Here is a 20,300-nt window from a genome sequence, read left to right on the forward strand (position 1 = left end):
TCCTTTTTAGCGTTGTCGATGGCCGGCCATGGACATCAGTAATCCAAAGCCCAGCATTAAACTGACCACGGATGTGCCGCCATAGCTCACCAAGGGTAAGGGTACTCCGACAACGGGTAAAATGCCGCTGACCATACCAATGTTTACGAATACATAGATAAAAAAGGTGACGGCTAACGACCCCGATAGCAAGCGAGCAAACAAAGTGTCGCAGCGCGTCGATAAATATAAGCAGCGTAGGATGATTAAGCAGTAGAGGCTGAGTAAAATCAAAACCCCGGCTAGACCCAATTCTTCGGCCAGTACCGCAATAATAAAATCGGTGTGGCTTTCCGGCAAAAACTCCAATTGCGATTGTGTGCCGTGTAAAAAACCCTTGCCATCGATGCCGCCACTGCCAATGGCCGTTTTCGATTGGATAATATTCCAGCCGGCACCGAGCTTATCGCTTTCCGGGTTGAGGAAAGTCAGTACCCGTTGTTTCTGATAATCGTGCATCACAAAAAACCACATTAATGGTGCACTGGCCGCAACTAAGGCAATCATGGAGCTGATTAACCACCACGACATACCGGCAAAAAACAACACCAGAAGTCCCGACGTGCCAATCAGAATCGCGGTGCCTAAATCGGGTTGCTTTAAAATCATGACCGTGGGTATGGCGATGATCATTAAGGCTTTTAGCAAATCAAACAGTTTTGGTGGCACCGGCCGCTGTGCCATATACCAGGCTACCGTTAATGGCAAAATCAACTTCACCAGCTCTGACGGTTGAAATCGCGGCAGCCCTGGTAGAGCGAGCCAGCGCTGAGCACCTTTAGCACCAATGCCGACCACCAGCACGGCGGCTAAGGCAATTAATCCAGCGGCATAGGCCCAGGGGGCAATGCGCTGATACCAGCGTGGTGGAAACTGAGCGGCGGCTGTTAACAATACCAAGCCAATGCCAAAGTGAATCGCTTGACGGGTGACCATGCCCATATCACGGCCGCTGGCACTATATAACAGCGTCAGTCCGCCTGCGCACAATAACAGCAGCAATAACAACAAAGGCAGGTCAAGATGAATGCGCGCAAACAGCTGACGGCTGCGAGCAAAACCGTGCAGTGAACCGCTGCTCATGGTGCGACTGAAATCAGTAGACGCCATTAGCTGTCTGCTCCGCTGAGATATTGATTGATCAGTGCTTGGGCAATAGGGCCTGCGGTGGTGCCCGAAGATTCACCGTTTTCAACCACTACTGCGACCGCTATTTGTGGTTTTTCTACCGGGGCAAAGGCAATAAATAAGGCGTGATCGCGCAGTCGTTCTGCCAGCGCTTCGGAGTTGTATTCTTCGTTTTGTTTGATGCCCACCACCTGTGCGGTCCCCGTCTTGCCGGCCATGGGTACTTTTAGGCCTTTTCTTAAACGCCAGCCGGTACCGTGATCACCAATAATGACATCCTGCATGGCCCTGGCCATACGCAACCACTCATCTGATTGTTTTAGCTCAATATTTTCAGGTGGTGAAATGTCGGGCTGGTAAGGCTGTTGATTGACGGCGGCCAGTAAACGCGGCAGGTTCCACTGGCCGTGATTAGCTAATACTGAGGTCGCCGTGGCCATTTGCAGTGGCGTGGCTTTCATAAAGCCCTGACCAATGCTCATATTGACGGTGTCACCAGCAAACCAAAAGCTACCACGGTGACTGCGCTTCCAGTCACGATCGGGCAATAATCCCGGCAACGCATTAATGACGTCGACCGAGGTGTCGCGGCCAAAGCCAAACTGGCCCAGAAACGGTGACATGGCATCAATGCCCATGCGCACCGACATATCGTAAAAATAGGTATCGCAGGATTCGACAATGGCTTTGTGTAAATCAACCATGCCGTGTCCGCGGCGTTTCCAATCGCGATAAACGCGGTCGTAATTATCAATCGAGTACCAGCCAGGGTCTTGTATAGCGGTTTGCCAGCTGGCTGTGCCAGATTGAGTAATGGCCAGGCCAACAAAGGGTTTTAGAGTGGAGGCGGGCGGATACTGGCCACGAGCAGCGCGGTCGAATAGCGGCTGATCTGGATTGTTGCTTAAATCGCCGTAGTCTTTAAAAGATATGCCGGTCACAAACAGGTTAGGGTCAAAGCTGGGGTTGCTGTACAGCGACAATATCCCTCCGCTGCTAACATCGATAGCAACCACGGCGCCCCGAAAGCCCGACATTTCTTGTTCGGCGCGTTTTTGCAAGGCAGCGTCTAGATGTAATGTCAGATCCTGGCCAGGAACCGGGTCCTGCTGCTCTAATACGCGTAACACCCGACCACGGGCGTTGGTTTCGACTTTTTGGTAACCGACGTCACCATGCAAACGATCTTCGTAGCGTCGTTCGATACCGATTTTACCGATGTGATGGGTCGCGCTGTAGCGCTGCTTTTGCTCTTCATCGGCTTCAATTCGAGTTTGGTCTTTTTCGTTAATACGGCCAACATACCCCAGTACGTGGGCAAAACTTTTACCTTGCGGATAGTGACGCACTAGCTGTGCTTCGACCTCAAGGCCAGGTAGGAAATAGCGATTTACCAGAATTTGCGCAATTTCCTCTTCTTCTAGCCGGTGGCGCACCACAACGGGTTCGTAGGGGCTGCGGCGCAGGGCCAAACGCTGATCAAACTTTTCCCGATCGCGCTCACTAAACCCAATCAACTGATCCACGGCGGCTAGGGTTTGTTCCATATCGCTGACGCGTTCTGGCACCAGGGTCAGGCTGTAAGAAGGAATATTTTCTGCTAGCAGAATGCCATTACGGTCGTAAATCAGCCCACGCGTCGGCGCCACAGGGCGTAGGGCGATACGGTTGTTTTCCGACAGGTCTTTGTATTTTTCGTGCTCAGTGATTTGCAGGTGGGCCATGCGCCAGGCTAAAGTGCCGAGCATGGCCAGAATAATCACCGCCAGTGTCATCGCCCGAATACGAAACAAGCGCCTTTCTGCTGACTTGTCCCTAAACGATGATTCCCACATGTCTGTCAGCCTTGCTTATTTGTGGTAGGGGTGACCTTGGAGAATACTCCAGGCCCGATACAGCTGTTCTGCCACCAACACCCGCACCAGCGGATGTGGCAGGGTAAGATTCGACAGTGACCAGCGCTGCTTCGCTAGCGCCAGAATATCATCACTCATTCCATCCGGGCCGCCAATTAAAATGGCGACATCGCCGCCTTGCATACGCCAGTTATCTAACTGTTGAGAGAGCTGTGGAGTAGTCCAGGATTTGCCCAGTACTTCCAGAGTCACAACATGGTCTTGTGGACGGATGGCTTTGCGCAGGGCTTCGGCTTCCTGGCGCATCGCCTTTTCCTTGCTGCTGGACTTGCTGCGCATGCCCGGAGCAATTTCCACCAACTCCAGGGCGCAGTCGCTGGGCAAACGCTTAGCGTATTCCTGAAAGCCTTGCTCTACCCAGGCCGGCATTTTCTGGCCAACGGCCAGCAAGCGCAGCTTCATTGTGACTGGCTACCCTCTTCACTGCTGGGCTCGCCCCACAAGCGTTCTAAGTCATAGAAGTGGCGGGCTTGATCGGTCATGACATGCACCACCACATCAATCAGATCCAACAGCACCCAGTCGGACGCTGCTCGTCCTTCGGTGCCATTGATTTTTAGCCCGGCGTGTTTGGCCTTTTCTTCCACATTGGCGATAACAGCGGCAACGTGGCGGTTTGAGGTACCGGTGGCGATGATCATCCAGTCGGTGACCGAGGTGCGGCCGCGTACATCCAGAGTGGTGATGTTTTGGGCCTTCATGTCGTCCAGTGCGTTAAACACCAGAGTTTTTATGTCGTCAGTTTGCATTCAGAAGTTATCGGTACAGTTGATGTTGATTAAGGTAGTCCAGCACGGCGGGCGGGACCAGAAAGGTGACATTCTCGCCTTGCTTGAGGGCGCGGCGCAAGTAAGAGGCGGATATATCGAGCTCAGGCCAGTTATGGCAGCAAATTTTACCGGCATTGCTGCACAGCAACTGCTGCACCTCGCATTGGCGCTGTTCCAGTTGTTGCTCTTGCCAGTGGCTGGTGTTTTGCAGCCCTGGCCGGCTGACCACCAGCAGATTGGCCTGTTCTAACAATGCAATAGGCTGATGCCAGTGCTCAAAGCCTTGCCAAGCATCTTCGCCCATCACCCAGGTAAATCGAACATCTGGGTGGCGCTGATGCAAGGCCTCGACGGTAATGGCGCTGTAGCTCAGCTCCTCACGTTGCAACTCAATGTCACAGGGCTCTATGCCATCTAAGGCATCACAAGCCAATTGCAGCATGGTTAGACGCTGTTCGGCACTGGCTTGTGGCTGTGGTCTGTGCGGCGGAATGCGATTGGGGATTAACAGCACCCGATCAAAACCAAGATCACGCAGCTGCACGGCGATGCGTAAATGACCAATATGGATTGGATCGAAGGTACCGCCGAGCAGCGCCCAATGGGCAGAATTATTTGCGGATTTCACCATTGCCCAGCACTACGTATTTCTGTGATGTCAGACCTTCTAGGCCGACTGGGCCACGGGCGTGAATTTTATCGGTGGAGATGCCAATCTCAGCGCCCAGGCCATATTCGAAACCGTCGGCAAAGCGGGTTGATGCATTGACCATGACCGAACTGGAGTCGACCTCGGTTAAAAAACGACGTGCCAGGGTGTAGTTCTCGGTCACTATGCTATCGGTGTGATGTGAGCCATGACGGTTAATATGGTCGATCGCATGATCGAGACTCGCAACCACCGCAATGGACAAAATCGGCGCCAGATATTCGGTATCCCAGTCTTCTTCCGTGGCAGCTATGGCGTGGCCAATCAGGGCACACGTGCGTTCACAGCCGCGCAGCTCAACATTGAGCTTGCGATAGGCGGCGCCCAGATCTGGCAGAATGCGTTCGGCCACCGCTTCATGCACCAACAAGGTTTCCATCGTATTGCAGGTACCGTAGCGGTGGGTTTTGGCGTTAATGGCGATATTGGTGGCTTTGCTTAAATCAGCGAACTCGTCGATATAAACGTGGCAAATGCCATCCAGGTGCTTGATAACGGTCACTTGAGCTTCACGGCTGATGCGTTCAATCAGTCCCTTGCCGCCGCGTGGTACGATCACGTCAACAAACTCAGGCATGGTAATCAGTGCGCCAACGGCGGCACGATCTGTGGTGTCGACCACTTGTACCGCAGTGGCGGGCAAACCGACCTGTTGCAAACCTGCTCGAATGCAGTTGGCCAGCGCCTGGTTGGAAGCGATGGCTTCTGAGCCGCCACGCAAGATGGCTGCGTTACCGGATTTCAAACATAAACTGGCGGCTTCGATGGTGACATTGGGGCGGCTTTCGTAAATGATGCCAATCACTCCCAAAGGTACACGCATCTTACCCACCTGGATGCCACTGGGGCGGTAGCTTAAATCGGTGATTTCACCGACTGGATCGGTCAGTGCCGCGACTTGTTGCAGACCTTCGATCATGCCATCAATACGCGCCGGCGTGAGTTCAAGACGGTCGAGCAAGGCGGCGTCCAGGCCGTTGTCACGTCCGCGTTGCATATCTTCAGCATTGGCTTGCTGTAAAACATCACGCTGTGCTTCGATGGCATCGGCGATGGCTAATAAAGCGTTGTTTTTATCCTGGCTGCTGGCGCGGGCCATCGCTCGTGACGCGTCTCTGGCGTGCTGTCCAAGCGTGTGCATATAGTCACTGACGTTCATATGGTTACCTGACCGCTGGCTGTAGGGTGAGATCGCAAGGCTCTAACTCATGTTTAAGCAGCATGCGCTTTATCGAGCCGAACTAAAAGTGCGCTAGTATACACCAGGGTCTACGCCATGGCGTTGGTGATCTGTTCAAGAAGGGCAAAGCATGGAAAAAACACAGCTGCATAGTTTGGTGGTGTTGCAGGTTAAGGTGATTTATTGCCTGCTGGCAGCGTTGGGGTTGAGCATTATTGCCGTGCTGGATCTATTTGAGAGCAAGTACTTGTTCGCCGGCGTCGCAGCGGGCTTTTCACTCGGCTTAGTGCTGTATGCCGGTTATTTGCTGCTGCGGCGGAAAAAGCGCTCATCGCCGTATCCCGAATGGCTGTTGGTCGGGCTACTGTGTGTTTTTACCTTATTTGGGATGCAGCAAAGTCCCCAGGTGGTGCACTGGATTTATTTTGTGCCTATCTATTCTTACTTTTTATTTTCTCTGCGCATCGCCAGCTATATCACCTTGCTGTACAGCATTGCCTTGGTCGTGCTGGTGATTTTTCAGTTCGATCCATATTTGCGTTTGCAAACCCTGTTTACTTACGCCGCTTGCTCCGTTTTTTCCGTTATGTATGCCTTGATTAATGAGCACAGTGGTCGCGGCATGACCCAGGTGGTGCACACAGACTCTCTGACCCAGGTGTATAACGAGCATCAGCTGCTACTGGATTTAAATAAAGAAATGACGCGAGCTGATCGAACCTATTGCGATCTGATGGTGGTGGTTATTACCACGCCTGAGTCTTGGCAAAGCCTGAAAGTGGAAGATTACGAGCAACGTTTGTTGTACTTAGGTCGGCGTATCAAAAAATCACTACGCCAATACGATACCTGTTATCGCATGCAGAATGACGACTTTATTGTGTTAATGCCGCACAGCAGTGAGGCAAAGGCCGAGACACTGCTGCAGCAAATACGACAATCATTGGACGCCAGTCGGCTGAAGTCAGAGACTATTGGTCTGGCTTTTCAAGCGTATCAACCCGAAGACGATGCAGAGACCTTACTGCAGCGTTTACAGCGGAGTCATGCATGAAAATCGATCTGCCGCAAGAGCAACTATTACCGCGCTTGCAGGTGTTGGTCTTTACCCTGGCGGCGCTGGCAATTGCGGTATTAATGTTTGATCAGTATCGACAAGGCCTGTATTCGTTGGTGCTGTCCAATGCCATCGCCATTCCGGCGTTTTTGTTTAGCGCTATTTTTGTTTACATCAATCGCGATCGTGATGGTCAGCTGTGGGTGAATTATGCCTTGGTGTTGGTGCTAACCGCACTGGCGGTCTATCAACTGCCCGATTATCCACAATTGATGCTGCACTATTTGTACGCCTTGCCACTGTTCAGTTATTTCTGTTTACCGATGCTGCATGCCACGGTATTGAATGTGACCATCGGCTGTTTGATGACGGCTATGATCTGGCAAGCCACAGATACGGCAACGGGTCTTCGAACCGGTACCAATTATGCCTTGTTATTGGGTTCGGCCTGGTGTTTTGCCTACCTTACGCAAATGCGTTCTCACGCTCTAAAGCGCTTGTCTCTGACCGATCCTCACTCTGGCGCTTACAATCGTCGCCATTTTGAACCTGTTTTAGAGCGTGAACTGGCGCGCGCGGCGGATACCGGTAATAGCGTCAGTTTGATTGGCTTGCAGTTGGGTGATTGGCCGCAGTGGTTGGACATTCATGGACGGGCAGCGCTACTGCAATTTTTGCCACAGTTTGTCGATGTGGCACAACAACAAATTCGAGCTGCTGATGAAGTGTTTCGGCTCGATCAGGAGCAGTTTGTTTTACTGTTACCCAATTGCCCAGAAGACGGCGCTATTGTACTGATGGAACGGGTTAAGCGGGTGTTGCAGCAACATACTTGGAAGCCGTTTGCCGAAATCAATCTGAGTGCGGCAGCCGTCACTTGGCAGTCAGGGGAGCACGCTGGGCAATTGCTTAAGCGCTTAAATACCAAGCTGCAGCAGCAGCGGCGTACCAGTTTGCAACTGGCCGCCTTTCAAGACTCTAACGACGAATTATGAAGATTAACCCGTTAATCTTGCGTTGAATGGTTTGAAACGGTGGCTTGCGCCTTAATAATTCTGACCATGGTCGGCGTGTTGACCCGTGGAATATCTAGCTGATCGTAACAATTGGCCGGATCAATCACCTCAACTGCGGCAAAGCCGTCGCTGCTAAAGCCCTGAATAATCTCGTCATGACTGCGGTAGTGCAAAGGCCAGTCGCCGCGGGTGAAAAAGCCGACCAATTTTTGCGCCATTTTAACGTAACGATAGGACGGGTGTTCGACCAGATCCGGGTACAAATCGGTGAGGTAATAACCTTGTGGAAATTCACCTAATAGCGCAGCAATGCGCTGCCAGACGGCGCGTATTTGTGATAATTCAAAATAATTGACCAACCCTTCACTGATAATCACCAGCGGCTGGCTGCGATCCATGTCGGCGACTATGGCTTCGATGCTGTCACTGCCTTGACTGTGCAAAATGTTACAGCTGCGTACTTGATGACGTTTCGGTGCTTGCAGTTTATACAATAGTGCTTGCTTACGCTGCGACATGGCAGGCAGATCCGTTTCTATATAGCTGAGTTGCGGGTAGCGCTGACATAGTCGGTATCCGCGTGGTGATAAACCAGCTGCCAGTTCAATCACTTGGCAAACGCCTTGCTGTTCAATTAATTGCTGCAACTGAGCATCGATCAGTAAGTGCCTTTGCAGCAAAAACACATCGATATTGGCACCGGCTAAGCCTTTTAATAAAGCATTTACCGGGCTGAGTCCGGCATAAGCCAGCCTTCCCATAGCGGTGGAAAAGGCCGGTGCTGACAAGCCATGGCGCAGCCAAACAGCGCCAGTATAATGAGCACTGATACTAATACGTGAGGTGTCCGTGGTGTCTGACAGCAAGGTTGAACAGTCGTTGGTGGCAGTCATAAGAGAAATTATTATTGTTGTCGGTGCTGGCAGCATACCCCGTTCCTGTTTTGACCTCCATGGTTGAAGCATGACGGAGTGGCTGGAGAGTCTGCAGGCACTGCTGAGCGACAGTGATCCCTATTATTTGCTACTCGCGGTGTTATTTACGGCATTGCTGGAATCTTTGCTGCTGCTGGGCTTGCTGGTACCAGGGGTGGTGATATTACTGAGTTTATCGTTAATGGCTGCGCAAGCCGATATCAGTGCCTGGCAGTGGTGGTTAGCAGGCAGCCTAGGCGCATTTATCGGTGATGGTCTGAGTTTTGCGATAGGGCATTGGGCCAAAGACTCTCTGCCGCGCTGGCCTGTATTAAGAAATCAACCGCAATTGCTGCAGCAGGGGCATGAGTTTGTTCGTCGTTATGGCGGCTGGAGCATTGCCGTCGGACGCTTTATTGGCCCGCTGCGGCCGCTTATTCCTGCCGTTGCCGGCGCATTGAAGATGCCGTCGGTGCAATTTTTGTGGGTTAACGCACTGTCATCGCTGGCCTGGGGAGCAGCCTATTTGCTGCCAGCGTTTTTGTTTGGCCACATGTTGCACTTGCAAGGCCCCTGGCTGCTGTTGGTGTTGTGTCTGCTGGCTGCGCTGGCGGTGTTGTTATTCAAGCGTCAGCGCAACAAAGCCAATCAAGAAGGACGCGATTGAGCCGCGCGCAGGTCTTTTTGCGCTTCGCCCAATTGATATTCAAGATCGGCAATGCGCTGCTTGTCCTGGGCTTTTTGCTGCTCCAGTGCTTTATATTGCTCAGCGATGCCTTGCAAGCTTTGCTCCGCCTGTTGAACTTGCTGGCGCCAGCGCTGACTGAGCATATAGCCAACCAAGCCGCCTCCTATGATCAGGCCGGCTAATAGGGCCAATACAATGATCATTCATACCTCCGTTTGGGCACGGTTTCGTGGTGCCAGTGTTTATCATCAAGGTCACTATGATAACCAGCGCACCGTTTGAGGGATAGTTGCAGGAAGCGAGGCTGCAGACACGCAATCTGGTCGGCAGACTGGTACCATAGCGCCCTTCACAGATGTAGTAGGGGTCCGATGTGACAATTTCAGAGCTGGTGGCGCAAAGCGGTGCCCAAATGCGCATTTTTGATATGGGGCGCAGAGTCAGCAAGATCAATAAGCAACTGTTTGCGGAATTTGAACAACTGGCCCGTCCTTATCCGACCCCGTATTTACGTCACGCTTGGCTTGGCATTCTGAGCTGGCAGCCGAAGCAGCCAGGTCGTCACAGTATCTGGTTTTTGAAACTGCCATTAGACGAGCAGAACATCTTGCAACCTGGCCCACGAGATGCCTTTTTGCAGCACTGGCTGCGAGTAGTGGCAGCACCCGATAAAGACCATGGTGAGGCGCCTTGCAGCTATAAACCCGATGGCAATCGCATGGCTTATTTTCATGCATTGGCCGCCAAAGTGCTGGATCAACCGGGCAGTCAGTATTACGCCACCGCACGGGCCTATTTAAGCGGCGATACCGGTTGGGACAACTGGCAAGGGGTGGGCTTGCAGGGTTTGGCCGAAGTAGTGGCCAGACTGGAGCAAGAAGGCAATCAGGTCTTAATTCGTGACGCCATGGGCCATATGCCTGCGGTTCCGCGCAATGTGGTGTTGGGCTTTTTGGAAAATACCGCACCCAATCAGGAACTGACCTTGGCCATCAACGATTGTTTGGCCAGCGTGGTAGAGCAACAAGCCAGTGCCGCTGACTTAGCCGCTTTTGCTCGCGCTCTAAGCCAGAGCTCCCAGTTAGAGCAGCGCCGTGCTTTGTTATTGGCGATCCTGGCCCATCCTAATGCCGCCGATATGGAAGTTATGGCGGCTGTGTCCAGTCGTTGCTGGTCTGATTTGGAAGGGGATCTGCTGCTGCAGTATCTGGAGCGGTTGGCAGAAACCGATCAGCAGGGTCAGGCCTTTATGCCCTTGGTATCCGATTTGATGACTTTACCTGGCAAACGCGAACATGTGATGGAAGCCTTTCGCCATCCCAAGCGCACGCCACGCTTGATCGCCGCGATTGGCGATTTGCTGAATCGTGTACGCCAGGGTTCGGTGCAATGACGTCAGCGTGTCCTTGTAGCAGTGGCGCGGCGTACAGTGATTGTTGTCAGCCGCTGCACCAAGGTGCTGCAGCCGGAAGCGCCAAAGCGCTAATGCGCTCTCGCTACGCTGCCTTTGCCTTACGGCTGTCAGAGTATTTGCTGGCCAGTTGGCATGTCAGCAGCCGGCCGCAGAGTTTGCCATTGGAGGATGATATCCACTGGTTAGGGCTGCGTATTGAAGAACATCTGCCGGCTGGTGATCAGGCCCAGGTACGCTTTTGGGCTGGCTTTCGTGCTGGCGAAGAGTTTCAGCAACTGCGCGAGTTATCACGTTTTGTGCGTGAAGATGGCCATTGGTTTTATGTCGATGGCGATGCTCAATGGAGTGTCTGGCGACCGGCTCGTAACGAGCTTTGCCCCTGTGGCAGCAACGCCAAATTCAAGCGCTGTTGCGGTGTCTAGCCACGTTGCATGCCTTTTTTCAGCATGCCCCAAGTCATCATTAGGGCGCCAAGTAGAGAGACTAGCAACATCAGATTGACCAGCAGCGCATGGCGTTGGTAATAGCTGGAATGGGCTTGCTGTTGCTCGCTGCATTCGCCGCTGACTAGGTCGAGTTGCTGGCCTAACGCCTGGCAGTCACTGATGGCTGACATTTCCAGGCCATAGAGCGTTAGCAACAAAATGGCGGGTAGGGCGAACAAAAGGGCGCCATAGCGCAACATAAACAACTCCGGTAACAAATGACGGTTGGCAGTTATCGTCCAATGCTTGACTTTAACGCCCAATGTTTTCATCTTACCGATAGTCATGAACCTTGAAAACGATAATAACTGACGCAGCTTTTATGAAACTCTTCACTTTCGTGCTCGCCGCTTTATTGGGAAGTGCTGTCCACGCAGCGGATCTCGATATTCTATTGCAACAGATCAAAACGGATATCGCTGCCAAGCGGTTATCCACGCCCGCCGGCAACAACGCTCTGGAGCGTATCGACGAGTTTCGTGAGCAGGCACCCTTTGATTACCGGGTGCTGCCATTAGTTTACCAGTGGGGCGATGCTTATTTGCAGTTGGCCAATGAAGCCATGGACAGCGGTGATACCGGCAAAGCCGATCTGTACTTGCAGCGTGTCTGGCGTGTGGCTTCGTTAACGCCAGGGTTGGAGCAAGCACAGGCGAGACTGGATGACTTGCAGACATCAGGAACTCAGGTGGCCAAAGGCAAGGGTCAGCAGCAAAAAGACAGTGCGGCCGAAGCTGAGCGTCAACGCCGTATGGCGGCCGCCGCAGAAGCGGAAAAAGCGCGCCTTGAACAGGAACGCAAACGCCGCCTAGAACAAGCGCGCAAAGAAGCCGAAGCAGAAAAACAACGAGTATTGGCCGAGCGTAAACAGCGCCAGGAAGAAGAGCGACGTCGCCGTGCTGAAGCTGAAAAGGCTGCACAGCAGGCTCAGCTGGCCGCTGGTTCGACTACTGCGCCTGTGCCTGCGGTGGTCGCCGAGCCGCCGTCGGCAGAAGACGTGGCCAACGTGCGTGAATTATGGGAACAAGCGGAAGAAGAATCGGCTCCGCTGGCCGATTTCCCACTCGATGCGACTATGATTGCCGATCGAAATCGCAAAATATCAGACAGCCTGACTCCCATTTGTCAGGCCATTTTGGATAACGATGCTTCAGTGGTGATTCATACCGCGGAAGAATCCGATTATCGCTGGTTAACGGTGCGCTTCACTTTGTGTTTACGCCACTTAAGCGATTCTTTCCGTCTGCGTCACAGTCATGAAACCCTAACGACTGCTGAACCCCATGTGACCTTGCATCCATCACGTGATGTGTCCTTGGTCCGTCAGGCAGCTGATTAATCTGCCTTAGAAAGCTGGTCAACACTGGCCAGCTTTACCAGATCTGACACTGACAGGCGCGGCAGGCATGTTACAATCCGCGTGATTTTCTACCCCGGCTTTAAAAACACTATGTTGCGTTTATCGATATTCCTGCTGACTTCTTTTTTCTCTTCCTTGCTGTTTGCCAGCGTCATCGTACCTGCAGCACCAAAGCTGGCAGCCGATGCTTATATTCTGATGGATGCCGACAGTGGTCAGGTGTTGGTGGAGCACAACGCCGATAAACGTCTGCCGCCGGCCAGTCTGACCAAGATGATGACCAGCTACATTGCCGTGCATGAATTGCAACTCGGCAATGTGAGCGAAGGCACCCTGATACCGATCAGCGAAAAAGCCTGGCGTAAAGGCGGCTCTAAGATGTTTGTGCGGGTCGGAACCGAAGTACCTCTGATCGATTTGCTACGCGGCATTATTGTGCAGTCTGGCAATGACGCATCGGTGGCGGTGGCAGAGTATTTTTCTGGTTCGGAAGATGCCTATGCACAATGGATGAATCAGTACGCCAAAACCTTTGGCATGAGCAATTCGCATTTTTTAAATGCCACCGGTTGGCCGGTCGATGGGCATTATTCCAGCGCCCGCGATTTGGCCATTCTGTCGCGTCATATTATTGAAGATCACCCGGATTATTATTCGCTGTATGCCGAGAAGTACTACGAATACAACGATATTCGCCAGCCTAACCGCAATAAACTGCTGTGGCGTAAAACCAGTAACTTTGCCGTTGACGGTCTGAAAACCGGCCACACCGAAGAAGCGGGTTATTGTCTGGCAGCATCGGCAGAGCACGAAGGCACACGTTTTATTGCGGTGGTGATGGGAACTCGCAGTGATGAGGCCCGTACCCGTGAAACACAAAAACTATTGGCCTATGGCTTCCGCTATTACCAAACTCAAAAAATTCACAGCGCCGGTGACGTTTTGCAAAGCCAACGTGTGTGGCTGGGTGAGCAGCAGCAATTAGACTTGCTGCTGGAGCAAGATTTATCGCTGACCTTGCCTCGCGGTGGTGATGAAGAGCTGGTCAAGGTGGTGAACTACAACGAGTATCTTGAAGCTCCTATCAGTAAAGGTCAGGTGGTCGGCAGTTTGACCATTACCCGCGCTGGTGAAGTGGTGGCCGAGCGGCCATTATTGGCAGCCGAGGACGTGGCTGAGGCCGGTTTTTTTGGGCGCTTATGGGGTAAGGTACAATTGTTCTTTGCGCGTTTGTTTGCCGATTCTTGAAGTCAAACAATTTGACCCCATGATGTTCGTATGGCCGGCGCATGCCGGCCTTAGTGTTTTTAAGAGGTAGAAACTGTGAGCCAGCCGGAACCGCCAAAAATAGAATTCCCTTGTGAAGACTATCCCATCAAAATTCTGGGCACAGGCGTTGATGACTACGATCAACTGGTGATCGACATCATCCGTGTGCATGCGCCTGATTGTGACTTTACTCGCATGCAGGTGCGAGACAGCCGCAATGGTCATTTCCGCTCCATCACGGTTTATATTCGTGCCACCGGGCCAGATCAGCTAAAACGCATTCATAACGATTTGTCGTCACAAAGTTTTGTGCACATGGTGATGTAATGGCGGCACTAGAGGTTCGCCACTTGGGCTTGCAGCCATATGACGAAGTGTATGGCGATATGCTGGCCTATACCGAAAGCCGCACATCGGACAGTCCTGATCATATCTGGCTGTTGCAACACCCTCGGGTGTTCACCCAAGGGCAGGCAGGCAAGGCAGAACATGTGCTGCTGCCCGGAGATATCCCGGTGGTGCAGTCGGATCGCGGTGGTCAGGTTACCTACCATGGCCCGGGTCAGCTGGTGGCCTATTTGCTGATTGATATCAAACGCCGCTCAATGGGGCCGCGTCAGCTTGTCAGCCTGATTGAACAAGGCATCGTGAATGCACTGCAGCATTGGCAGATTGAGGCAGCTCCCAAAGCAGATGCCCCTGGTGTGTACGTACAGCAGCGCAAAATTGCCTCGTTGGGGCTGCGCATCAAGCAGGGCCGTTCTTTTCATGGCTTGGCTCTCAATGTCGATATGGATCTGGAGCCTTTTCAGCGCATTAACCCCTGTGGTTACGCTGGCATGGAAATGACACAGATGGTGGCCGAAACCTCATCAGAAGTGGCATTTTCCCAAGTCGAGCAGCGTCTGGCTGCAGAATTATCTTCCTTGTTTGAATTATCTGAGGAGCCTTCATGAGAGTTTTGCTGTTTGCCGTAATGACCTTGCTGTCCGTTATGGTACAGGCACAGCCGCGTTACAACTTGGCATTGGTGTCGGATTATATTTTTCGTGGTTTGACTCGCACCGACCATGGTCCAGCGTTGCAAGGTGGCACCGATGTGCGTCGCGGCGATGCCTATGCGGGCATCTGGCTGTCCAATATTGATGCACCCGAAGAGTCTGAAGGCATTCCGGTCGAGATGGATGCTTACTTTGGCTACAACCACCGCTTTGGCAGTTTTAATCTTGATACCAGCGTGGTGACCTACAACTACTTGGTGGATTCTATGGCGGATGAAACCGAGTTTCGCTTAGCCAGCAATGTGTCTAAAGAGTTGGAAATTAGTATTGCCAGGGGCATCAAGCAAAAAACCTGGTATCCAGAAATTCGCTACGAAAAATACCTGCAACATCGGTTGTATTTGGATTTAATTGCTGGAGTTTGGCTGGCTGATGATGCCGATGATAAAGGTGTGAGCCTGCGTGCTGAGCTAGCACGAGATTTTCCTGAATTTTATAAAATCGATTTATTTGTCGCCTTAGATTACATCAGCGATGAAACGCCATTTGGTATGGATGACGACGACGATGACTCGGACGTCCAGCTGGTGTTTGGCCTGCGTAAAAACTTTTAATGATGTCTGTTGTGGTAGCAACGCGTGACCGCGTTGCTACCACGGTATTTCGCCCTAAAAAGCCGCTAACTCCACATCAGCAAAGCTTTGAATGACGGGATGTCGCGAAGTTTCTGGCAGCTTGTCACGACAGACCCACAGAGTCTTTAAGCCCGCTTCATGGGCGGCGTCTAATTCCGCTTCGATATCGGATAAAAACAGAATTTGATCTGGCCCTATGGCGTGCTGTTGCTGCAGAGTAGCGGCAATGTGCTGATACGAGGCCATCTCCTGCTTGGCTCCAATATTAGTGTCAAAATGCCCGCTAAACAGTGGCAATAAATTGCCATCACAGCTGTGCGCAAAAAACAGCTGTTGAGCTTGCACTGACCCCGATGAATACACGTACAGTGGCAGTTGTTTGGCCCATTGGCGCAGCGCTTCACTGGCATCGGCGTACATATGGGCCTGATAGTCGCCTTGCTCATAACCTTGCCGCCAGATCAAACCCTGCAGGGTTTTTAGTGGTGTCGCCTTGCGATCTTCATCAATCCATTGCTCTAGGGTTTGAATCAATTGCTCGGTGTTTGCTTCTACTCCATTGGCGAGCAGATCGCGTGTTTGCTGCAAGCAAGTTTGCACTTCAGGCAGCTGTTGGTGCTGGCTGACAAAACCGCGCAAATGCTGGCGAGCGTAGGGGAATAACACCTCTTTAACAAAGGCGATGGACGAGGTCGTGCCTTCAATATCGGTGACAATGGCAGCAATGCTCATCAGTGGTTTTCCAGTCGGTTGAATAGAGTTGCGATATCTTTGCCGGTGAAGTTAGCCACCCAACCGTCGGGATTAGTAAACCAACGGATGGCTACAAAGCCAGGACGTGGGCCCATGTCGAACCAGTGTGGGGTGTTGGCTGGCACACTGATCAGGTCACCGGCGACGCAGTGCACTTCAAAGATCTGTTGCTCAATATGCAGGGTAAACAGGCCTTCTCCTGCGGCAAAAAAGCGCACTTCATCTTCGCTATGGGTGTGCTCACTGAGGAATTTTTGTCGCAAGGCGTGTTTGTCGGGGTGTTTATTATCCAGGCTAATCACATCCACGCTTTGATAGCCTTGCTGTTGCTGTAAGCGTTCTATGTCTTGAGCATACAGGTCCAGTACTGCTTGTGGGTCGATGCCGGGTTGAACGTCGGCTTGCACCGGCCATTGCTCAAATGTCACCCCCACTTGTGCCAGTCGCTGCTGGATCTTGTCACTGTTACTGGTGGTAAACAGCAGATTAGTGGGGGCGTTATCTGGGTAGATACGGATGGTCGTCATAGCGAAACTCCGGTCTGCAAGCGGCGCCACTCAAATTCGTAGCGAAATAAATGTTCAAGTGCTTCTAGGTGGCGAAAACATTCGTTCAAGTCTTGGCCCCAGGTGTACACCCCATGACCACGGATCAAATACGCTGGCGCTGTCTGTTGTTGTTGCAGGCGCTGGCTCACCCGTTGCGCCAGCTGATCGATATCCTGGCTGTTATCAACAATCGGGATGCAAACGGTGTCTTTATGGGTTGTTTCTCCCGCCAGGGCTTTTTGCAGCTCCCAACCTTGTAGCAGCAGCTCGTCATCGCTGAGTAAACGCGACAGCATCACAGCATAAAAGGAATGGGTATGCAGTACCGCTCCGGTTGCAGGAAAGTCGCGATATAACTGCGTATGCAGGCCGGTTTCTGCCGATGGCTTGCCTGGGCTTTGTGGTTGATTGTGCATATCGACCAGCATCAGTTGCTCGGCCGTCAGCTGGCCTTTATCACGCCCTGAGGTGGTAATCAGACAGGTGTTGTGGTCGACACGAACGGAGTAATTCGAACTGGTCGCCGGTGACCAGTCGCGCTGATAAATGCGCGCGCTCATTTGGCACAGCTGTTGAGATAGTGTGGAGAGCGTGGAGTGTTTGGCGATATCCATGATTACTTCTGGCGTGCTAATAATGCGGCGACTGTGTTGGTTGATGGCGTTAGGATCACACCTTGTTCGCAGACAATGGCTGTAATCAATTCGGCCGGAGTTATGTCAAACGACGGGTTTAGCGCCTGACAGCCTTGCGGAGCGATGTTTTGGCCATTCAATGAAGTGACTTCGTTGGCTGGACGCTGCTCGATAACAATGTCATCACCGCTGTTAAGGCTCAAATCAAAGCTGGAGGATGGCGCTACCACCATCACTTTGGCGCCGTGTTGCTGTGCCAGTACGGCCAGACTGTAAGTGCCAATTTTATTGGCAACGTCACCATTGGCAGCAATACGGTCGGCACCGACAATGATCCAATCGATGGCTTGCTGTTGAGCTTGTTGCTGGCGCATTACATGGGCAGCCGCGCCATCACAGACTAAGGTGGCGGGAATATTTTCTTGCATCAATTCCCAGCAGGTTAACCGTGCGCCTTGCAACCAAGGGCGTGTCTCGCCGGCATAGACCTGAGCAATTTTGCCGTCGGCGAAGGCGGTGCGGATCACTCCTAAGGCGGTGCCATGGCCGCCCGTAGCTAGCGCTCCAGTATTACAGTGAGTAAAGACACGACTGTTATCGTGCAACAGCGAGGCGCCGTATTGCGCCATGGTTAAATTGGCCTGGATATCTTCTTCATGAATACGACGGGCTTCGGCCAATAACTGCATGCCATCGCTATGGCCTAACGTGGCCATTCGCTCCAGTGCCCAGAACAAGTTAACGGCGGTCGGACGAGAGTCAGCCAGTTGCTGATAGGCGTGTTGCAAATCACCGCCATTGATCGCTTCAAGGGCATAACCATACGCCGCGGCGATACCAATGGCGGGTGCACCGCGCACCACCATAGCAGCGATGGCATCGGCGACATCGCTGGCGGTATGGCAGTCGATATAGCTGTGTTGGTGCGGTAAATATCGCTGATCGAGCAAGCGCAGATGTTGCTGTTGCCATTCGATCGCGTGAACCTGAGAGTGTGTCATAGCGGCCCCTTTTTTAGTGCCGCCATGGTAGTCGCAGCGGGCCGAGTTGAACAGAGGCCGAGGGCCAATCAGGTGCGGAATTCGCGCACCATGGCCCTGAGTTGATCGGCTTGATCGGCCAGACCTTCGGCCGCCGTCGAGGTGCCGCTGGCGTCGTCCACGGTTTGATCCGACACTTCATTAATGTTAACGATATTGGCGGTGATCTCACCGGCTACCTGGCTTTGCTCTTCTGCCGCTGTGGCGACTTGGGTATTGAGATGGGACAGCGTGGTAATGTGTTCCAAAATGGCGCTCAATGCCTGCTCGGTTTGCTGTGATTGATCCACCACTTGACGGGCATTGCCCTGCGAACTTTCCATCACATCAACGGCCTGCTGCATGGCGCGATTCAAGCGCTCGGTAACCGCATGGATACCGCTGGTCGTTTGCTCGGTACTGGCGGCTAAGGCTCGTACTTCATCGGCCACCACGGCAAAGCCACGACCTTGCTCACCGGCTCTGGCCGCTTCAATAGCGGCGTTTAATGCCAGTAAGTTGGTTTGCTCGGCAATGCCGCGGATGGTTTTTGATGCTTCGCTAATTTGCTGGCTCTCTTTTGCCAGCTCAGCAATCACTTGCTGGGCGTGCTGAACGTCATTGACTAGGGTTTCAATGGCCGTGATGTTGGCCGTCATGGTGGTTTGCGATTCACTGGCGCGTTGGCTGGCTTGGTCGGTGGCGTCGGCAGCGGCCTCGGCGCTGCGAGCGACTTCTTCGGCGGTACTCGACATTTGGGTGACCGCGGTCGCTACTTGAGCAATTTGGGCTTGTTGGCGCTCGATACCTTGGCGTGTATGAAGGGCGATATCAAATACATTGGCGGCCTTATCCGATACCCCATCGCTCAGGGCTGTCATGGCTTTGACCATCAGCTGCAGATGACTGATAAAGGAATTGAAGTTATCCACCAGCTGGCCAATTTCGTCATCGGCCCGGGTTTGCAAACGTATGGTTAAGTCGCCTTCACCGTTGGCCATATCAGCTAAGGAATGCACCACACGATTGACCATGCGAGTAATTAAGGTCGCGATGTACCAAGCGGTACTCAGCAGCACCACCATCATCAGCATGGCCACCAATGCACCAACATGTAAGGTATCTTCGCTTTGCTGGGTGGTGGCGGTGATTTCTTCAGAAAAGCGCTGGTAGTTCTGTTGCCGGATACTGGCAAGTTGCTCGCTGACGGCGTCGTAATATTGATTGGTTTGCTGTGCTTGCTGTGCCAGTTCGGCCAGATCTATGGTGCCGGCAATCATGGCGCTGGCCAGCTGGCTGGCCGATTGCCAATACTGCTGAAACGATTGCTGCAGCTGCTGAGTGGCTGTGTCTTGCTGGGTCAGAAGTTGTCGAATGCGGGTGATGGCTTGTTGTAGCTGCTGCATATGCAGTTTGGCGCCATCGACCTTGTCCGGATCATTGTCGGCAATGGCATTGGCCAGCTCGTTGCGTAATTTGTAAAGCAAAAGGCCAGCATGGTCTATTTGCTCAGTGGCGGGAAAGCGTACCTCGGCAATGTGCTGCAATTTGTGCTGAATGCCTTGCTGGGCTTGGGTGTTGTAACCGAGGTAGAGCACAAAACCGATCACCCCAGTGAGGGCGATAGCGAAGATCTTGTAGCGCAGCGATATTCCTCTCAGCATTCGATGTCATCCATGATCTAAGTGGTGCTTTAGTCATAGACGAAGATTGCTGCTGCCTCCAGTTACCAACAAAAATATCATGACGCCCAATTTGTCTAAT

The 20,300-nt window shown here is 52.6% G+C and carries 24 protein-coding genes; 10 read left to right on the plus strand and 14 right to left on the minus strand.

The window, feature by feature from the left end; genetic code table 11:
- Positions 1-6 precede the first annotated feature (6 nt).
- From rodA to AC55FS_RS06065, 6 genes are read right to left on the minus strand one after another with little or no spacing between them, the layout of a single operon-like run.
- The gene (gene rodA, locus AC55FS_RS06040) at positions 7-1,149 is read right to left on the minus strand and encodes a rod shape-determining protein RodA (protein ID WP_496935170.1); all 1,143 of its coding nucleotides are present in this window, start codon (positions 1,147-1,149) and stop codon (positions 7-9) included.
- Positions 1,149-3,002 carry a penicillin-binding protein 2 gene (gene mrdA, locus AC55FS_RS06045; protein ID WP_496935171.1) on the minus strand — a complete coding sequence of 618 codons (1,854 nt, stop codon included), beginning with the start codon at positions 3,000-3,002 and terminating at the stop codon, positions 1,149-1,151. Before mrdA ends, rodA begins: the two co-directional genes overlap by 1 nt.
- Before the next feature lie 15 nt (positions 3,003-3,017).
- A complete protein-coding gene (gene rlmH, locus AC55FS_RS06050; protein ID WP_496935172.1) occupies positions 3,018-3,485 on the minus strand; it encodes a 23S rRNA (pseudouridine(1915)-N(3))-methyltransferase RlmH in 468 nt (155 codons plus the stop codon).
- Entirely contained in the window at positions 3,482-3,832 is a 351-nt protein-coding gene (rsfS, locus tag AC55FS_RS06055) for a ribosome silencing factor (RefSeq protein WP_496935173.1), read from the minus strand. The genes rlmH and rsfS overlap by 4 nt, the downstream gene beginning before the upstream one ends.
- Before the next feature lie 7 nt (positions 3,833-3,839).
- Positions 3,840-4,484, minus strand: coding sequence for a nicotinate-nucleotide adenylyltransferase (nadD, locus tag AC55FS_RS06060; protein ID WP_496935174.1), 645 nt, complete (start codon positions 4,482-4,484; stop codon positions 3,840-3,842).
- The gene (locus AC55FS_RS06065; RefSeq protein ID WP_496935175.1) at positions 4,465-5,721 is read right to left on the minus strand and encodes a glutamate-5-semialdehyde dehydrogenase; all 1,257 of its coding nucleotides are present in this window, start codon (positions 5,719-5,721) and stop codon (positions 4,465-4,467) included. The genes nadD and AC55FS_RS06065 overlap by 20 nt, the downstream gene beginning before the upstream one ends.
- Positions 5,722-5,872: 151 nt before the next feature.
- Between AC55FS_RS06065 and AC55FS_RS06070 the strand changes: the two genes are divergently transcribed.
- A complete protein-coding gene (locus tag AC55FS_RS06070; protein ID WP_496935176.1) occupies positions 5,873-6,796 on the plus strand; it encodes a diguanylate cyclase domain-containing protein in 924 nt (307 codons plus the stop codon).
- A complete protein-coding gene (locus AC55FS_RS06075; RefSeq protein ID WP_496935177.1) occupies positions 6,793-7,794 on the plus strand; it encodes a GGDEF domain-containing protein in 1,002 nt (333 codons plus the stop codon). The genes AC55FS_RS06070 and AC55FS_RS06075 overlap by 4 nt, the downstream gene beginning before the upstream one ends.
- Positions 7,795-7,805: 11 nt before the next feature.
- Here the strand turns inward: AC55FS_RS06075 and AC55FS_RS06080 are convergent, their stop codons facing one another.
- Entirely contained in the window at positions 7,806-8,708 is a 903-nt protein-coding gene (locus AC55FS_RS06080; protein ID WP_496935178.1) for a class I SAM-dependent methyltransferase, read from the minus strand.
- Between the two features lie 70 nt (positions 8,709-8,778).
- Here AC55FS_RS06080 and AC55FS_RS06085 point away from each other — a divergent pair, with 70 nt between their 5' ends.
- Positions 8,779-9,396, plus strand: a complete 618-nt coding sequence (locus AC55FS_RS06085; RefSeq protein WP_496935179.1) for a DedA family protein — start codon at positions 8,779-8,781, stop codon at positions 9,394-9,396.
- Here the strand turns inward: AC55FS_RS06085 and AC55FS_RS06090 are convergent.
- Positions 9,378-9,620, minus strand: a complete 243-nt coding sequence (locus AC55FS_RS06090; RefSeq protein ID WP_496935180.1) for a hypothetical protein — start codon at positions 9,618-9,620, stop codon at positions 9,378-9,380. The genes AC55FS_RS06085 and AC55FS_RS06090 overlap by 19 nt on opposite strands.
- 170 nt (positions 9,621-9,790) lie before the next feature.
- On the opposite strand from AC55FS_RS06090, the gene AC55FS_RS06095 reads away from it, so the two are divergent.
- On the plus strand, positions 9,791-10,810 hold the full coding sequence (locus tag AC55FS_RS06095; RefSeq protein ID WP_496935181.1) for a DUF3549 family protein: 1,020 nt from the start codon (positions 9,791-9,793) through the stop codon (positions 10,808-10,810).
- Complete coding sequence (locus tag AC55FS_RS06100; protein WP_496935182.1) at positions 10,807-11,253, plus strand: YchJ family protein; 447 nt, start codon at positions 10,807-10,809, stop codon at positions 11,251-11,253. Before AC55FS_RS06095 ends, AC55FS_RS06100 begins: the two co-directional genes overlap by 4 nt.
- Here AC55FS_RS06100 and AC55FS_RS06105 read toward each other — a convergent pair.
- Complete coding sequence (locus AC55FS_RS06105) at positions 11,250-11,603, minus strand: hypothetical protein (RefSeq protein ID WP_496935183.1); 354 nt, start codon at positions 11,601-11,603, stop codon at positions 11,250-11,252. The two genes, AC55FS_RS06100 and AC55FS_RS06105, sit on opposite strands and share 4 nt — an antisense overlap.
- Before the next feature lie 35 nt (positions 11,604-11,638).
- Here AC55FS_RS06105 and AC55FS_RS06110 point away from each other — a divergent pair, with 35 nt between their 5' ends.
- From AC55FS_RS06110 to AC55FS_RS06130, 5 genes are all read left to right on the plus strand, one after another.
- Positions 11,639-12,655, plus strand: a complete 1,017-nt coding sequence (locus tag AC55FS_RS06110) for a hypothetical protein (RefSeq protein ID WP_496935184.1) — start codon at positions 11,639-11,641, stop codon at positions 12,653-12,655.
- A gap of 111 nt (positions 12,656-12,766) precedes the next feature.
- Positions 12,767-13,924 (plus strand): D-alanyl-D-alanine carboxypeptidase family protein, encoded by a 1,158-nt coding sequence (locus AC55FS_RS06115; RefSeq protein ID WP_496935185.1) that lies wholly within the window; start codon positions 12,767-12,769, stop codon positions 13,922-13,924.
- 75 nt (positions 13,925-13,999) lie between these two features.
- Complete coding sequence (locus tag AC55FS_RS06120; RefSeq protein WP_496935186.1) at positions 14,000-14,272, plus strand: YbeD family protein; 273 nt, start codon at positions 14,000-14,002, stop codon at positions 14,270-14,272.
- Positions 14,272-14,901 carry a lipoyl(octanoyl) transferase LipB gene (gene lipB / locus AC55FS_RS06125; RefSeq protein WP_496935187.1) on the plus strand — a complete coding sequence of 210 codons (630 nt, stop codon included), beginning with the start codon at positions 14,272-14,274 and terminating at the stop codon, positions 14,899-14,901. Before AC55FS_RS06120 ends, lipB begins: the two co-directional genes overlap by 1 nt.
- On the plus strand, positions 14,898-15,560 hold the full coding sequence (locus AC55FS_RS06130) for a TorF family putative porin (RefSeq protein WP_496935188.1): 663 nt from the start codon (positions 14,898-14,900) through the stop codon (positions 15,558-15,560). The genes lipB and AC55FS_RS06130 overlap by 4 nt, the downstream gene beginning before the upstream one ends.
- A gap of 54 nt (positions 15,561-15,614) precedes the next feature.
- Here AC55FS_RS06130 and mtnC read toward each other — a convergent pair whose 3' ends face one another.
- From mtnC to AC55FS_RS06155, 5 genes are all read right to left on the minus strand, one after another.
- Positions 15,615-16,313: an acireductone synthase gene (gene mtnC, locus AC55FS_RS06135; protein ID WP_496935189.1), complete on the minus strand. Its 699-nt coding sequence runs from the start codon at positions 16,311-16,313 to the stop codon at positions 15,615-15,617.
- Positions 16,313-16,861 carry a 1,2-dihydroxy-3-keto-5-methylthiopentene dioxygenase gene (locus AC55FS_RS06140; protein ID WP_496935190.1) on the minus strand — a complete coding sequence of 183 codons (549 nt, stop codon included), beginning with the start codon at positions 16,859-16,861 and terminating at the stop codon, positions 16,313-16,315. The genes mtnC and AC55FS_RS06140 overlap by 1 nt, the downstream gene beginning before the upstream one ends.
- Positions 16,858-17,442, minus strand: a complete 585-nt coding sequence (locus AC55FS_RS06145; protein ID WP_496935191.1) for a methylthioribulose 1-phosphate dehydratase — start codon at positions 17,440-17,442, stop codon at positions 16,858-16,860. Before AC55FS_RS06145 ends, AC55FS_RS06140 begins: the two co-directional genes overlap by 4 nt.
- A gap of 56 nt (positions 17,443-17,498) precedes the next feature.
- The gene (gene mtnA, locus AC55FS_RS06150) at positions 17,499-18,518 is read right to left on the minus strand and encodes an S-methyl-5-thioribose-1-phosphate isomerase (RefSeq protein WP_496935192.1); all 1,020 of its coding nucleotides are present in this window, start codon (positions 18,516-18,518) and stop codon (positions 17,499-17,501) included.
- A 68-nt stretch (positions 18,519-18,586) separates the two neighbouring features.
- Positions 18,587-20,200 carry a methyl-accepting chemotaxis protein gene (locus AC55FS_RS06155; RefSeq protein WP_496935193.1) on the minus strand — a complete coding sequence of 538 codons (1,614 nt, stop codon included), beginning with the start codon at positions 20,198-20,200 and terminating at the stop codon, positions 18,587-18,589.
- Between the last annotated feature and the right edge of the window lie 100 nt (positions 20,201-20,300).

Source organism: Bacterioplanes sp. CLAM21 (assembly GCF_059641015.1).